Origin of the sequence: Halomonas litopenaei (genome assembly GCF_017303055.1) — a bacterium.
Classification (GTDB): domain Bacteria; phylum Pseudomonadota; class Gammaproteobacteria; order Pseudomonadales; family Halomonadaceae; genus Halomonas; species Halomonas litopenaei_A.
The window spans coordinates 488,242-502,937 of the sequence record NZ_JAEKJT010000001.1 but is presented as its reverse complement, the minus strand read 5'-3'; the positions used below and the strand labels follow the sequence as shown (position 1 = coordinate 502,937).

Annotated in this window: 10 protein-coding genes; 3 read left to right on the top strand and 7 right to left on the bottom strand. The window is 62.2% G+C overall.

Going from position 1 to position 14,696, the window contains the following annotated elements:
- Window positions 1–449 precede the first annotated feature (449 nt).
- From rpsA to JF545_RS02125, 7 genes are all read right to left on the bottom strand, one after another.
- Window positions 450–2,126 carry a 30S ribosomal protein S1 gene (rpsA, locus tag JF545_RS02155; RefSeq protein WP_206938138.1) on the bottom strand — a complete coding sequence of 559 codons (1,677 nt, stop codon included), beginning with the start codon at window positions 2,124–2,126 and terminating at the stop codon, window positions 450–452.
- 185 nt (window positions 2,127–2,311) lie between these two features.
- A complete protein-coding gene (gene cmk / locus JF545_RS02150; RefSeq protein WP_206938136.1) occupies window positions 2,312–3,004 on the bottom strand; it encodes a (d)CMP kinase in 693 nt (230 codons plus the stop codon).
- Complete coding sequence (locus tag JF545_RS02145) at window positions 3,001–5,298, bottom strand: bifunctional prephenate dehydrogenase/3-phosphoshikimate 1-carboxyvinyltransferase (RefSeq protein WP_206938134.1); 2,298 nt, start codon at window positions 5,296–5,298, stop codon at window positions 3,001–3,003. Before JF545_RS02145 ends, cmk begins: the two co-directional genes overlap by 4 nt.
- Before the next feature lie 2 nt (window positions 5,299–5,300).
- Window positions 5,301–6,395 carry a prephenate dehydratase gene (pheA, locus tag JF545_RS02140; RefSeq protein WP_206938132.1) on the bottom strand — a complete coding sequence of 365 codons (1,095 nt, stop codon included), beginning with the start codon at window positions 6,393–6,395 and terminating at the stop codon, window positions 5,301–5,303.
- A 106-nt stretch (window positions 6,396–6,501) separates the two neighbouring features.
- A complete protein-coding gene (serC, locus tag JF545_RS02135) occupies window positions 6,502–7,605 on the bottom strand; it encodes a 3-phosphoserine/phosphohydroxythreonine transaminase (RefSeq protein WP_206939192.1) in 1,104 nt (367 codons plus the stop codon).
- Window positions 7,606–7,705: 100 nt separating this feature from the next.
- Entirely contained in the window at window positions 7,706–10,492 is a 2,787-nt protein-coding gene (gene gyrA / locus JF545_RS02130; RefSeq protein ID WP_206938130.1) for a DNA gyrase subunit A, read from the bottom strand.
- Between the two features lie 181 nt (window positions 10,493–10,673).
- Window positions 10,674–11,096, bottom strand: coding sequence for an acyl-CoA thioesterase (locus tag JF545_RS02125; RefSeq protein ID WP_206938128.1), 423 nt, complete (start codon window positions 11,094–11,096; stop codon window positions 10,674–10,676).
- Window positions 11,097–11,412: 316 nt separating this feature from the next.
- On the opposite strand from JF545_RS02125, the gene JF545_RS02120 reads away from it, so the two are divergent.
- Genes JF545_RS02120 through JF545_RS02110 form a run of 3 tightly spaced genes read left to right on the top strand, consistent with a single transcriptional unit; the run spans window position 11,413 to window position 14,695 of the window.
- Window positions 11,413–12,363 carry a recombination-associated protein RdgC gene (locus JF545_RS02120; protein WP_206938126.1) on the top strand — a complete coding sequence of 317 codons (951 nt, stop codon included), beginning with the start codon at window positions 11,413–11,415 and terminating at the stop codon, window positions 12,361–12,363.
- Complete coding sequence (locus JF545_RS02115) at window positions 12,360–13,529, top strand: 1-acyl-sn-glycerol-3-phosphate acyltransferase (protein WP_206938124.1); 1,170 nt, start codon at window positions 12,360–12,362, stop codon at window positions 13,527–13,529. The genes JF545_RS02120 and JF545_RS02115 overlap by 4 nt, the downstream gene beginning before the upstream one ends.
- Window positions 13,526–14,695 carry a cation diffusion facilitator family transporter gene (locus JF545_RS02110; RefSeq protein ID WP_347401299.1) on the top strand — a complete coding sequence of 390 codons (1,170 nt, stop codon included), beginning with the start codon at window positions 13,526–13,528 and terminating at the stop codon, window positions 14,693–14,695. The genes JF545_RS02115 and JF545_RS02110 overlap by 4 nt, the downstream gene beginning before the upstream one ends.
- Window position 14,696: the final 1 nt, after the last annotated feature.

The window sequence follows — 14,696 nt, the reverse complement described above, 5'->3', positions numbered from 1 at the left end:
TCTCGGTTTGCACGGGGGTTTGCATAGGGTTTTCGCGGAGGACACCCATTCAAAGGAGATAGCGCTTTTATAAAGCGCTATCTTTCCCTGAAGGGTCTTTGTTCATGAAGATCTTCTCGCTATGAAGGTTGTCTTGCTATGAGAAGCGTCTTTGCAGGAAGGGCGTCTTGCCCGGCCGAGGCGTCGCCAATCTGACATATATTTACAACTAGCAAGATCGGCTTGACGCCTTGGAACCCACGTCCAGTATCACTCCGTCTATTCGCTTCGCCGTGTCGGGGTTGCTAAGTACCCGCCCAATGTCTCCGTCGGTGCACTTGGTATTGTGCCGTCACCTTATATGCGAGGCCCCAAGCGAGCGGTGCATGTAAAAATGATGAGACAAAAAAAGCGCCTCCCGAAGGAGGCGCCTTGAACCTTGTCGTGCTCGACGTGAGTCGAGGGGCGACTTAGTCCTGACCCATCTGCTGCTTGATGAGGTCGCCGATGGTGGTCGGGCCACCGGTCTCGACTTCCTGCTCGCGCAGCTTGGTCATGTTGCGACGCGTGTCGTCCTGATCCTTGGCCTTGACGGACAGGGCGATCTGGCGGTTCTTGCGATCGACGCCGACGATGCGGGCCTCGACGCTGTCGCCTTCGTTCAGCACGTTGCGTGCATCTTCGACGCGGTCAGCGCTGATTTCAGAGGCTTTCAGCACGGCGATGACGTCGGTAGCCAGCTCGACGTGAGCTTCCTTGGCATCAACTTCAACAACGCGACCAGTGACCACAGTGCCCTTGTCGTTCACAGACAGGAACTCGGCAACCGGATCGGTATCGAGCTGCTTGATACCCAGGGAGATGCGCTCACGCTCCGGATCGATAGACAGAATGACGGCTTCCGCTTCGTCGCCCTTCTTGAAGGAGCGCACGGCTTCTTCGCCAGTCTCGGTCCAGGAGATGTCGGACAGGTGAACCAGGCCGTCGATGCCACCGTCCAGACCGATGAAGATACCGAAGTCGGTGATGGACTTGATGGTACCCGCAACGCGGTCGCCCTTGTTGAACTGGGCGTTGAAGGTTTCCCACGGGTTGGCAGTGCACTGCTTGATACCCAGGGAAATACGACGACGCTCTTCGTCGATGTCCAGCACCATGACGTCGACATCGTCACCGACCTGAACCACTTTGGACGGATGGATGTTCTTGTTGGTCCAGTCCATTTCAGAGACGTGAACCAGACCTTCGACACCCTCTTCCAGCTCGGCGAAGCAGCCGTAGTCGGTGAGGTTGGTGACGCGAGCGTGCACCTTGGTGCCTTCCGGGTAACGATCCTTGATGTTGACCCAGGGATCTTCGCCCAGCTGCTTGAGACCCAGAGAAACGCGGTTGCGCTCACGGTCAAACTTGAGCACCTTGACGCTGATCTCGTCGCCAACAGCAACGATTTCGCTCGGATGCTTGATACGCTTCCACGCCATATCGGTGATGTGGAGCAGGCCGTCAACGCCGCCCAGATCAACGAAGGCACCGTAGTCGGTCAGGTTCTTGACGATACCGATGATCTGCTGACCTTCCTGCAGGGTCGCCAGCAGAGCTTCACGCTCGGCACTGTTCTCGGCTTCGAGCACGGCGCGGCGAGAAACGACAACGTTGTTGCGCTTCGGATCGAGCTTGATGACCTTGAAGTCCAGCTCTTTGTTTTCCAGGTGCGTGGTGTCGCGCACCGGACGAACGTCGACCAGGGAGCCCGGCAGGAAGGCACGGATGGAGTCGACGTCGACAGTGAAGCCGCCCTTGACCTTGCCGTTGATCACGCCCTTGACGATCTCTTCCTTCTCGAAGGCAGCTTCCAGCACCTTCCACGCTTCGGCGCGCTTGGCCTTCTCGCGGGACAGGCGGGTTTCACCGAAGCCGTCTTCCACGGCTTCGAGGGCCACGTGGACCTCGTCACCAACGGCAATGGTCAGCTCGCCGCTGTCGTCGCGGAATTGCGCGGCAGGGATCTGACCTTCGGACTTCAGGCCGGCATTGACGGTGACCCAGTCACCTTCGATGTCGACGACAGTCGCCGCGACGATCGCGCCCGGCTCCATGTTGATGTCCTGGAGAGACTGTTCAAACAGTTCAGCAAAGCTTTCGCTCATGATGTTCCTACGTGATCAACGTTGAGTGCGGCAGGGCCGCTTCTCCGCACCACCAGCAAGTGCGGGCCATATTCAAAAACCCCCGGGGATGTTGACACTGGTTAGACCTGAACGAGTTTTCCGTTTCATGCACTCGAGCACGTCGTGACATCTTGCCGGGGACGCCGCAAGGGAGTTCAGAAGTCTCAGCACAGACCCTTTCGGGACAAGAGCTGGGTCAGCCGATCCACCACTTCCGGTATGCTCAGGCTTGTCGTGTCCAGCTCGATGGCATCATCGGCCGGCACCAGCGGGGCGACACTGCGATTCGTATCGCGGTCGTCTCGCGCCTGAATCTCCTTCAAAAGACTCGATAGACTAGCATCGACGCCTGCCTCCCGCAACTGGAGATGGCGCCGTCGCGCCCTCTCCTCTGCGCTTGCGGTGAGGAAAATCTTCAGTGGCGCAGCGGTGAACACCACGGTGCCCATGTCGCGACCGTCGGCCACCAGCCCAGGGGCCTTGCGGAAGTCCCGCTGACGCTTGAGCAGCGCCTGGCGCACCGCGGGCAGAGCGGCCACCAGAGAGGCACTGTTACCGACCTGCTCGGTGCGAATTTCCCGGGTCACATCCACGCCTTCCAGCTCGACGATGACCTCACCATCCGTCGCCCGAAACACCACATCGAGCTGACGCGCCAGCCGCTCCAGCTGACCCTCGTCATCCAGCGCAATACCCCGCTGAAGGGCTGACAGGGCCGTCAGGCGATACAGACAGCCGCTGTCCAGCAGATGCCAGCCCAGCCGCTCGGCGATCAGGCGGCTGATCGTACCCTTGCCCGCCCCACCAGGACCATCAATGGTCAATACCGGGACGTCAGCGTGTTCGATCTGGCTCATGCCCCCTCCTCACGCGCCTCTTCACGCAGCTCATCGAGCTGAAGACCGACACCGCGGGCAAGCTCCACGAAGCCGGGGAATGACGTCGCCACGTTGGCGCAATCGTTGACCTCGATCGGCGCACTGGCCCGCAGCGCCGCGATGGTGAACGCCATGGCGATGCGGTGATCTTCATGACTCTCCACCGTGCCGCCAGCGTAATTGGCGCCGTCGCCGCCCTTGCCGACGATGTCGATGCCATCATCGTAGAGGGTATTCTCGATACCCAGCGCGCTCATGCCATCGGCCATGGACTGCAGGCGGTCAGACTCCTTGACGCGCAGCTCCTCAGCCCCACGCAGGCGCGTGACGCCCTGGGCATTGGCGGCCGCGATGAACAGCGCAGGAAACTCGTCGATGGCCAGCGGCACCTGGTCCACCGGAATATCGATGCCGGTGAGAGGCCGATAGCGGATATGCAGATCAGCGACCGGCTCACCGCCCACCTCACGCTGATTGTCGAGGCGCAGGTCCGCCCCCATGGCCAGCAGGATGTTGATCACGCCAATCCGGGTCGGGTTGATACCGACATGTTCCAGCACCAGGTCAGAGCCAGGCGTGATGGCTGCCGCTACCAGAAAGAAGGTCGCCGAAGAGATATCGGACGGCACGTCGATGGGACCCGCAGTCAGGTGACCGCCCCCCTGCAGCCAGCAGGTGTCGCCGTCTCGCTGCACGTCGTAGCCAAAGCCGTTGAGCATGCGCTCGGTATGATCCCGGGTCGGCGCCGGCTCACGCACACGGGTTTCGCCTTCGGCAAACATGCCCGCCAAGAGCAGGCACGACTTGACCTGGGCGCTGGCCATGGGCATGTCGTAATGGATTCCCTTGAGCGCCTGACCACCCTTGATCTTGAGCGGCGGACGACCGCCCTCGGCGGTGTCGATGACGGCCCCCATCTGACGCAGAGGGTCTGCCACACGCCCCATCGGACGACGTGTCAGCGAGGTATCGCCGGTCAACTCGGTATCAAATGCCTGGCCGGCCAAGAGACCCGCAAACAGGCGCATGGCGGTGCCGGCATTGCCCACATAGAGAGGGCCCGCCGGCTTCTTCAGGCCGTGCATGCCGACGCCATGAATGGTGACTCGCCCATGATGAGGCCCTTCGATGGCCACGCCCATCTCGCGGAACGCCTGCAAGGTGGCAAGGCTGTCCTCGCCCTCGAGGAAACCGGACACCTCGGTCACCCCTTCAGACAGGGCACCCAGCATGATGGAACGATGTGACACCGACTTGTCACCAGGCACGCGAATGCGACCGGTAACGCTACCACCGGGGGCTACCCGATAGCGCAGCATGGCTGTTTCTTGCATCTGATATTCCGCCTGATAACTGGTCTGGTTGAGCAAGGTATCAAAATAGTGGCGCGCGTGGCTGGCCCTATCAAAGGTCCCCAGCAGATGATCCCCATCACCGCGCTCCACCGCCTCACGTAACTGTGCGAGTCCGGCCTCGAAGTCATCCAGCGCCTCAAGCACGGCGCCGCGATTAGCCTGAAAGACATCACGCCACATCACAGGGTCGCTGCCGGCGATCCGGGTAAAATCGCGAAAGCCACCGGCGGCATAGCGAAAGATCTCGAGGCGCTCGTCCTGGCGTGCCAGCGTGTCGACCAGGGAGAACGCCAGCAGATGGGGCAGATGGCTGGTGCGAGCAAGCACCTGGTCGTGACGCGCGATGTCCATCTCCAGCACCTCGGCCCCCGTCAGCTGCCACAGGCTGCGAACCCGCATCAGCGCCTCGTGGTCGGTATCGGCCATGGGCGTCAGGATCACCTTGTGGGCCTGGTACAGATCCGGGTTGGCCGCCGCCACGCCGCTCTTCTCCGAACCCGCAATCGGGTGTCCCAGGACGAAGCGCGGCGGCAACTCGCCAAATGCCGCCACCGCGGCCTCGGCGATGGCGCCCTTGGTGCTGCCTACGTCGGTGATCACCAGGTCGTCCGCGGCCCGATGCCGCAGCGCCTGCAGCTCCGCCATGACCTTGCCCATGGCCATCACCGGCACCGCCAGGATCACCAGGGTCGCCCCGTCGATCACCGACTCGAGAGATGGGCCTCCCGCATCAATCAGGCCCATCTTGACGCCAAGCGCGACCTCCCGCTCGTCGCAATCACACGCCAACAGGGTACTGCCGTCAGCCTGACCGACGCCTGCCTGGCGCAGGGCGGCGGCCAGGGAGCCGCCAATCAATCCAAGACCTACGATGACGATACGCGATGAAGATGGCAAAGGTGAACCACTACTCCCCATGCCTACAGAACCCCCTGGGGGTAGGACCCCAGCACCTTCACCTCGGACACGCGCAGGCGCACTTCCTCCAGTAGCGCCGACACCCTCGGCTCTTCCACATGTCCGCTGAAATCGATGAAGAACACATAGTTCCAGGCGCCAGTGCGGGAGGGGCGCGTCTCCAGACGAGTCAGATCGATCTGGTGGCGATGGAAAGGTTCCAGCAGGTCGTGCAATGCCCCGGGCTGGTTGCGGGTCGCCACCACCAGCGATGTCTTGTCGACACCGGACATCGGCACATCCTGATTGCCGATGATCAAGAAGCGCGTGGAGTTATCCGGGCGATCCTCGATTTTCTCGGCGACGTGCGTCAGGCCGTAAAGCTTGGCGGCCATGTCTCCCGCAATGGCCGCACTATGCCACTCGCTCTTGACCAGGCGAGCGGCCTCGGCATTCGATGACACCGGCACGCGCTCGGCGTGAGGATAGTGGGCATCGAGCCACTTGCGACACTGGGCGAAGGACTGCGGATGGGAGTAGATCCGAGAGACCTTGTCCTTCAGCGTGGTGTCCGCGACCAGCAGATGATGATGGATGCGCAGCACCACCTCACCACTGATACGCAGACCAGAGTCGATGAACGAGTCCAGCGTGTGGTTGATCACCCCTTCGGTAGAGTTTTCCACCGGCACCACGCCATAGTTGACCGCGCCCGCTTCCACCTCGCGGAAGACTTCATCAATCGCCGCCATCGGCAGACTCACGGCGCTGTCGCCAAAGTGCTTGAGCGCCGCCTGCTGGGTAAAGGTCCCCTCGGGACCCAGGTAGGCCACCTTGATCGGCTGCTCCAGTGCCAGGCACGCGGACATGATCTCGCGAAACAGTCTGGCCATTTCCTCGCTGTCCAGCGGCCCCTGGTTCAGCTCCATGACCCGGCGCAGAACCTGGGCTTCACGCTCAGGACGATAAAACACCGCCTGTGGGTCACTGGCGGCCTTGGTCTCGGCTACCTGGCGCGCGCACTCGGCACGCTCGCTGATCAGGCGCAGAATCTCAGTATCGATATGGTCGATGCGCTGACGCAGCGACGCGAGTCCCGATTCTTTCGAATCACTCATCATGTGTCTCCTTGTCACGCCCTGCCGCAGGTACGGGCATGTGGCATAGGACGGCTGATCCAACCTAGCGCGGGCCGCGACACATGTCGTATCGCTGCCCTGCTGCCTAGCCGCGCCGCGTCTCGAAATCGCTCATGAAGGCCACCAGCGCATCCACTGCGGCTTCCGGCACGGCGTTGTACAGACTCGCACGCATGCCACCCACACTGCGGTGCCCTTTCAGGTTGAGCAGGCCCGCCGCGTCCGCTTCGCGCAGGAAATCGCCCTCCAGGGCGCTGTCCGCCAGCACGAAGGGCACATTCATCTGAGACCGGTTGCGCTTGGCGATGGGATTGGAATAGAAGTCACTGGCATCGATGGCGGCGTAAAGCTTGCCGGCCTTGCGCGCATTGATCTGAGCCATAGCGTCTACCCCACCGATGTCCCGCTTGAGCCAGTCAAACACCAGCCCCGCCAGATACCAGCTGTAGGTGGCCGGGGTGTTGATCATCGAACCGGCCTCAGCCAGGGCACGATAGCTGAACAGGCTTGGCATGCTGTCCACCGCCCGGTCCAGCAGATCATCACGCACGATCACCAGCACCAGGCCAGCGGGCCCAATGTTCTTCTGGGCACCTGCGTAGATGACGCCGTAGCGCGACACATCCAAAGGCCCCGACAGGATCGTGGACGACAGGTCGGCCACCAGCGGCACCTCGACTCCATCTGCGCGACGGGCGCTGGGCAGATAGTCCAGCGCCAGGCCACCGATGGTCTCGTTGGGCGTCACATGCAGGTAAGCGGCATCATCAGACAGCGCGATATCACTATCGCGAGGCGCCTCCACATGCCCATTTGACGCGCTGGAGGCGGCGATGTGGGCGCGACCGAACAGGTGTTGCGCCTCCTTGATGGCCTTCTTGCCCCAGATACCGGTCTCGAGGAAGTTGGCCTGGCCGCCGTGGCCCAGCAGGTTGTAAGGTACCGCGGCAAACTGCTGGGTCGCTCCGCCCTGAGTAAACAGCACGCGGTAGTTGTCGGGGACGGCCAGCAGCTCGCGCAGGTCCGCCTCGGCCTGCTCAGCGATGGCAACGTACTCGCTGGAACGGTGACTCATTTCCATCACCGAGAGGCCGCGCCCCTGATAGTCCAGCATCTCGCGCTGGGCGCGCTCAAGTACCGCGGTAGGCAGGGCGGCTGGGCCCGCACAGAAATTATAGTGGCGTGTCATGGTGTCCTGGCGATCGATCGTCATGGGGAGGCGCCCGCAGGCGCCGACCTGTCACAGGGCGGGGGGCGGCACCCGCTATGGGCGCCGCGCCATCCCGGGATCAGTCGTTATTGTTATCGGCAGCGCTGTCGTCAGAGGGGCCGTTCTCTCCAGAACCTTCCTCTGAAGTGCGTCCCTCTGCAGCGCCCTCTTCTGCAGTGCTCTCTTCTGCAGTACTCTCCTCTGCCGCGCTCTCGGGGGACGCAGACTCGTCATCGAGGTCTTCGGCGTCCTCGCCCTCGAGCTCTTGAATACGCACGGTCTTGACCAGGGATTCGGCATCGCCGAGACGAATCAGCGTCACCCCTTGCGTGTTACGTGAGCTGATCGAGACTTCCTCGACCCGAGTACGCACCAGCGTGCCGCGGTCGGTGATCAGCATCATCTCGTCGGAGGACAGCACCTGCATGGCGGCTACCATGGCGCCGTTACGTGCGCTGGTCTGCATGGCGATAACGCCCTGACCACCGCGACCGCGCAGGGGGAACTCCTCGAGACGGGTGCGCTTGCCGTAACCGTTTTCACTGGCGGTCAGGATATAGATCTGACCATCATCACCCACGCTCTCGACGTCGCTGGCCTCACCGTGCTCTCCGCCCTCGGCGTCCGCATCGATTTCCAGGCTCTGGGGAATGATCAGGCTGATCACTTCCGCATCATCGAGCAGGCGCATGCCGCGCACCCCACGTGCGGTACGTCCCATGGCACGCACCTGGGACTCCTCGAAGCGGATCGCCTTGCCGTTGGACGACAGCAGCATGGCATGGTCGCTGCCCGAGGTAATGGCGGCGCCGACCAGACGATCGCCCTCCTCGAGGTCGATGGCAATCAAACCGACGCTGCGCGGGCGCGAGAACTGCTCCAGGCTGGTGCGCTTGACCGTACCGCGAGCCGTGGCGAAGAAGATGTAGCAGTTCGGATCGTAATCCTTCACCGGCATGATGGCGTTGATCGCCTCGCCCTCGTCCAGCGGCAGCAGGTTGACCAACGGCTTGCCACGGGAGCCTCGGCTGGCGGCCGGCATTTCGTAGACCTTGAGCCAGTACACCTTGCCGCGGTTAGAGAACAGCAGCACCGTGTCATGGGTCGACGCCACCAGCAGGTGCTCGATGACGTCCTCGTCCTTCATGGCCGTGGCCGACTTGCCGCGTCCGCCGCGACGCTGGGCCTGGTAGTCGGACAACGGCTGGGTCTTGGCGTAGCCCGAACGAGACACGGTCACCACCATGTCTTCCTCGGCAATCAGGTCCTCGATCGACAGATCAAGGTGGCTGGCCTGGATGTCGGTGCGACGCTCATCGCCGAACTGGTCACGCACGGCGATCAGTTCTTCGCGAATCACCTCCAGCAGACGATCCGCGGAAGCCAGAATGGCCATCAGCTCCGCAATCTTCTCGAGGATCGACAGGTACTCGTCCAGCAGCTTTTCCGTCTCGAGACCGGTCAGACGATGCAGACGCAGCTCGAGAATCGCCTGGGCCTGAGCCGGCGACAGGCGGTACTCGGTACCTACCGTGTTGAGACCAAAGCCTTCTTCCAGATCTTCGGGCTTGCACGACGTGGCGCCGGCGCGCTCGAGCATGCCGGTCACCTGGCCGGGCTGCCAGGATTTCGACAGCAGCTTTTCCTTGGCTTCGGCAGCGTTGGGCGAAGCCTTGATCAGCTCGATCACTTCATCGATGTTGGAGATGGCAACCGCCAGGCCCTCGAGGATGTGGCCGCGCTCGCGGGCCTTCTTCAGCTCGAACAGGGTCCGGCGGGTCACCACTTCACGCCGATGACGAATGAAGGCTTCCAGAACCTCCTTGAGGTTCATGGTCTTCGGCTCGCCGTCTTCCAGCGCCACCATGTTGATGCCGAAAACGTTCTGCAGCTGAGTCTGGGCGAACAGGTTGTTCACCACTACCTCGCCGCTCTCGCCGCGCTTGACCTCGATCACCACGCGCAAGCCGTCCTTGTCGGACTCGTCACGCAGCTCGGCGATACCGTCGATCTTCTTGTCCTTGACCAGCTCGGCGATCTTTTCGATCAGACGCGCCTTGTTCACCTGGTAAGGCAGTTCGGTGACGATGATGTGGTCACGACCACTCTTGTCGTCATGCTCGATGGTGTGCTTGGCACGGATATAGATGCGCCCGCGGCCGGTACGATAGGCCTCGAGAATACCGGCGCGGCCATTGATGATGCCGCCGGTAGGGAAATCGGGCCCCGGCACATGCTCCATCAGATCATCGACGCTCAGGGTGTAGTCGTCGACCAGCGCCAGACAGGCGTTGATGATCTCGTTCATGTTGTGGGGCGGGATGTTGGTCGCCATGCCCACCGCGATACCGGACGAACCATTGACCAGCAGGTTGGGCACCTTGGTCGGCAGCACGTCGGGAATACGCTCGGTGCCGTCGTAGTTGTCGACCCAGTCGACGGTATCCTTCTCGAGGTCAGCCAGCAGCTCATGGGCCAGCTTGGCCATGCGAACCTCGGTGTAACGCATCGCGGCGGCATTGTCGCCATCGATGGAACCGAAGTTGCCCTGGCCATCGACGAGCACATGGCGCATGGAAAAGTCCTGCGCCATGCGCACGATGGTGTCGTACACCGCACTGTCGCCGTGGGGGTGGTATTTACCGATGACGTCACCCACCACACGGGCAGACTTCTTGTACGGCTTGTTCCAGTCGTTACCCAGCTCGTGCATCGCAAACAGCACACGCCGATGAACCGGCTTCAGGCCATCGCGCACGTCCGGCAGCGCTCGGCCGATGATCACGCTCATCGCGTAATCGAGGTACGACTGCTTCAGCTCGTCCTCGATATTGACTGGCAGAATCTCTCTGGCGATGTCACCCATGGGTCGTCAAGTCCTTTGCACAGCAACAGGTAGGCGCGTCACGCAGCCGTGACAAGGCGCACAAATACAGCCACGTAGCATACCACCCTTGGTGGCTATAGCGCAGCGTCTGTCATTGCTTCCAGGCACTTGTCATCATTTCTTCAGCGGCTCGCAGACGCCAATGGCGCAGCAGGCAGTGTCAGTCCACCACCACCAGCGCCGCCAGGGCATCACGCAGCTCTCCATCGATGGTCATTGCCTTGTTGCTGGCCACATCGAGCAGAACAAAGGTCAGCTCAGCGCGGACCACCGTGGCACCATCCCGCTGTCGCAGGATCTCATGGTGCATCTTGGCACTGCGCCCACCCAGCACCGACAGGCGGGTTGCCACCTCGAGGCGATCCCCCGTCACCGCCGCTTCGCGGTAGTCGACGTTCAGATTCACCGCAACGAAGGCGATGTCACCGGTCGCCAGGCGCGACATCAACGCCGGATGACGGTCGAAATAGTCCCAGCGCCCCTCCTCCATGAACTCCAGGTAACGGGCGTGATTGACGTGGCCATAGCCGTCCAGGTGGTAGCCACGCACGGCCACCGTCACCTTGCCGATCTTGTCCTGCATGCTGCTCTCCTTGTCGATGTTCCGCTCAAAGAGGGTGTCGATACCTCAACGTCGATAACAAGACGCCGACACCCAACATTCAAACTACTGTTTGATACTGAGCGCTGTCGAGCCTGCTGGCAATACCGCCCCCAAAGAGGCAGAGGCGAAGCGGCGCTTCGCTGCTACGCTTGCCTTCGATACAGGCCTCACCGCTGCATCATTTTCACCCTAGGCCGCCAGCGTTGGCGCAATCGCGACCGACCTGAGCGGGTCACTGGCACCCGAGAACACCATTCGCCATAATGTGCCTCCTTTTCGACCCGAGAATTGCTTCATGTGGTTCAAGCACTTGCACCTCTATCGTCTGCACGACGCCAGCACACTGGACAGCGAGCAGCTGGAAACAGCCCTCGCTGAACAGGCTTTTCGTCCGCTCGGCAGCAGCGAGGCTCGCCGCAGCGGCTGGACAGCCCCCGCCGGTCGTGGCAGTGATCGCTACCTGCACGAATTGCAAGGCCAGCGGCTGATGACCGCCCTGCGCCAGGAGCGCATTCTGCCGGCCTCGGTCGTGAAGGAAGAGGTCGAGGAGCGGGTCGAGGTCATCGAAGCCCAGGAGAGCCGCAAGCTGCGCCGCCAGGAAAAACAGGCGATCAAGGAGCAGGTCTACGAAGAGCTGCTGCCCCGCGCCTTCGTCCGCAGCCAGAAGACTGACCTTTGGTGGGACACCCGGCGCAACCTGATTGCGGTCAACAGCTCCAGCCGCAAGCGTGCAGAAGAGCTGTTGGACCTGTTGCGCGAAACCCTGGGAAGCCTCAAGGTGACGCCGCTAGCGGCCCAGACCCTGCCGATTCGCGCCATGACCACCTGGCTCAATGACGCCTCATCGCGTCCCGCCGATATGCTGTTGGGTGATCAGGTGGAGCTGAAGGCCAAGGGCGACGATGGCGTACTCAAGGCACGCCAGGTGGATCTGGACGGTGACGACATCCAGCAGCTGCTGGAAGGTGGGCGCCAGGCCAGCAAGCTGGCACTGGCCATGGAGGGACGTCTGCGCTTCGTGCTGCATGACGACCTGGCCGTCAAGTCGCTGGCCTTTGATGATGCCTTGATTGATGAAGCCAACCAGGCCGATGACGGTGACGATGCCGTTCTGCGGATGGAAACCGACTTTATTCTGATGGCACAAACGCTGGGTGACAGCGTGGATCGCCTGATCGACTGGCTGGGCGGTGAAGCCCAGAGCAACTCCGTTACGGCTACTGACCTGACTGCGACGACAACATGACTTCGAATGCTGAGGCCGGGCAGGATCCCTGGCACGACATACGCCCTTATCAGGATGACGAGGTGGCGGCGACGCTTGCACGCCTGTCAGAAGACCCTGAGCTGTTGACCGCGTTGACGCGTTATCGCCTGCCGCGCCTCTCGCGGCTGATGCCTCGCGTCTCCCGCGCCCTGGCCAGCTGGGCGATCAAGCGTGAGACCCGCGATGTGACCAGCGTCGCGCAATTCCAGCAGCGCATCGCCAGCTACATGCAGCGCATGCTGCGCACCTCCACCGACGACTTCCGCGTGGATGGCCTCGACGCGCTGGACGCCGACACGGCCTATCTGTTCATCGGTAACCATCGCGACATCTCGCTGGATCCGGCCTTCGTCAACTATGCCCTGTACCTGGCCAACCGCAATACGGTGCGCATCGCCATCGGTGACAACCTGCTCAAGAAGCCTTATGTCACCGACCTGATGCGCCTGAACAAGAGCTTCATCGTGCCTCGCAGCGCCCGCGGCAAGCGCGCCATGCTGCAGGCCTACCTTCAGCTCTCGAGCTACATTCGCCACTCGATTCAGGACGACAACCACTCGATCTGGATGGCCCAGCGCGAGGGCCGCGCCAAGGACGGTATCGACCGTACCGATCCGGCCATTATCAAGATGATGACCATGGCCCATCGCGCCGACAATCGTCATGCCCCCCTGGGCGAAGGCGTCGAGGCGCTGCGCCTGGTCCCGGTGGCCATCAGCTACGAATACGACCCTTGCGATATCCAGAAGGCCAGAGAACTGAAAGCCGTCAGCGAGGATGGCGGCTACAACAAGAGCGAATTCGAGGATATCAGCTCGATCGTGGCGGGCATCACTGGTCACAAAGGCCGCGTTCACCTGCGCTTCGGGACGCCCATCGACCGCAGCTTCGACACCCCCGAGGCCGTGGCAGCTGAGATCGATCGCCAGGTGCTGGGCGACTACCACCTGTTTCCCAGTCATTACCTGGCGCTCGAGGCCCTGGGCACGCACCCGGACCTGCTCGACTTCTCCGAGGTCACCGACGCCGACCGGGAGCGCTTTGCACAGCGATTGGCGCAGGTGCCCGACGACCTCAAACCCTGGTGGCTGGCACAGTACGCCAATCCGGTCATCAACTGCGCGGGGCGAGAGATCGCGCCGTGAGCACCCCCTCCTCGCCGGCACCCCGTCGTTTTTACTGGACGGCTCAGGGCGTCACCCTGATTGGCGCCGGCGTGGACCTGGTGGTCGGCGTCATGAAGCTGATCACCGGGATGATCGTCGGCTCTGCTGCGCTGATCGCCGACGGCATCCACTCCTTCTCCGATATCGTGACCGATGTGTTCGTGCTGGCAGCCACCCACTACGGGCGGCAGGCGCCGGACCGTGATCACCCCTATGGCCACGGCCGCATCGAGACACTGGCGACGCTATGGCTGGGCGGTGTGCTGATTTTCGTCGCCGGTGCGATCGCCGCCTCCAGCGTCGAGCGCCTGCTCGACGACCAGCTCTCCACCGCACCAGGGGCCATGGCCATTGGTATCGCGGTGGTATCGCTGATCGCCAAGGAAGCGATCTTCCACTATTCGCTGCACGCGGCACGGCGGCTGGACTCGGCACTGCTCGAGGCCAACGCCTGGCACTCGCGCACCGATGCCCTGTCCACCCTGGTCGTGCTGGTCGGTCTGATTGGCGGACAGTTCGGTGTGGGCTGGATGGACGCCGCAGCCGCCATCCTGGTCGGCCTGATGGTCGGCTGGGTGGGGGGACGACTGATGTGGCAATCCTCCCGGGAATTGATCGATACCGCACTTCCGGCCGAAGATGAACGGCAGCTGCGTCGGCTGGCCGAATCTGTGCCAGGGGTCACGAGCGTTCACGACCTGCGCACTCGCCGACTGGGCAGCGACGTGGTGCTCGACCTGCACATTGTCGTGGCTCCCAGGGTCACGGTGTCGGAGGCCCATGAGATCGGTAACGCCGTCAGCCGTGAGCTGCGCCAGTCCTCGCACCGATTGAAGGACGTGACCTTCCATATTGATCCAGAGGACGATGAAGGCCTGATTGCGCACAGTTTGCGACCAGGCCTGCCGCTACGGGCAGAGATCGAGCAAATCCTTGATCAAAGATGGGCAAAACATCCCGCCTGGCGCCGACGTCTCGCGCTGAACCTGCACTATTTGGATGACCGGGTAGATATTTCGTTGTACGTTGACTCTCAGATCCATCATGACGACCTTGATGAGTTAGCTCACGAATTATGCCGAGACCTAGCCCCTCTCCCCTGGGTGGGACAGCTGACGCTGTGGCAAGGCCCAGGAAAGGCCTGAC

Coding starts and splice junctions, on each gene's coding strand:
- JF545_RS02115 (WP_206938124.1), top strand. CDS start 12,360: ATGACTTCGAATGCTGAGGCCGGGCAGGATCCCTGGCACGACATACGC.
- JF545_RS02125 (WP_206938128.1), bottom strand. CDS start 11,096: ATGCAGGACAAGATCGGCAAGGTGACGGTGGCCGTGCGTGGCTACCAC.
- pheA (WP_206938132.1), bottom strand. CDS start 6,395: ATGAGTGATTCGAAAGAATCGGGACTCGCGTCGCTGCGTCAGCGCATC.
- cmk (WP_206938136.1), bottom strand. CDS start 3,004: ATGAGCCAGATCGAACACGCTGACGTCCCGGTATTGACCATTGATGGT.
- gyrA (WP_206938130.1), bottom strand. CDS start 10,492: ATGGGTGACATCGCCAGAGAGATTCTGCCAGTCAATATCGAGGACGAG.
- JF545_RS02120 (WP_206938126.1), top strand. CDS start 11,413: ATGTGGTTCAAGCACTTGCACCTCTATCGTCTGCACGACGCCAGCACA.
- rpsA (WP_206938138.1), bottom strand. CDS start 2,126: ATGAGCGAAAGCTTTGCTGAACTGTTTGAACAGTCTCTCCAGGACATC.
- JF545_RS02145 (WP_206938134.1), bottom strand. CDS start 5,298: ATGGGGAGTAGTGGTTCACCTTTGCCATCTTCATCGCGTATCGTCATC.
- serC (WP_206939192.1), bottom strand. CDS start 7,605: ATGACACGCCACTATAATTTCTGTGCGGGCCCAGCCGCCCTGCCTACC.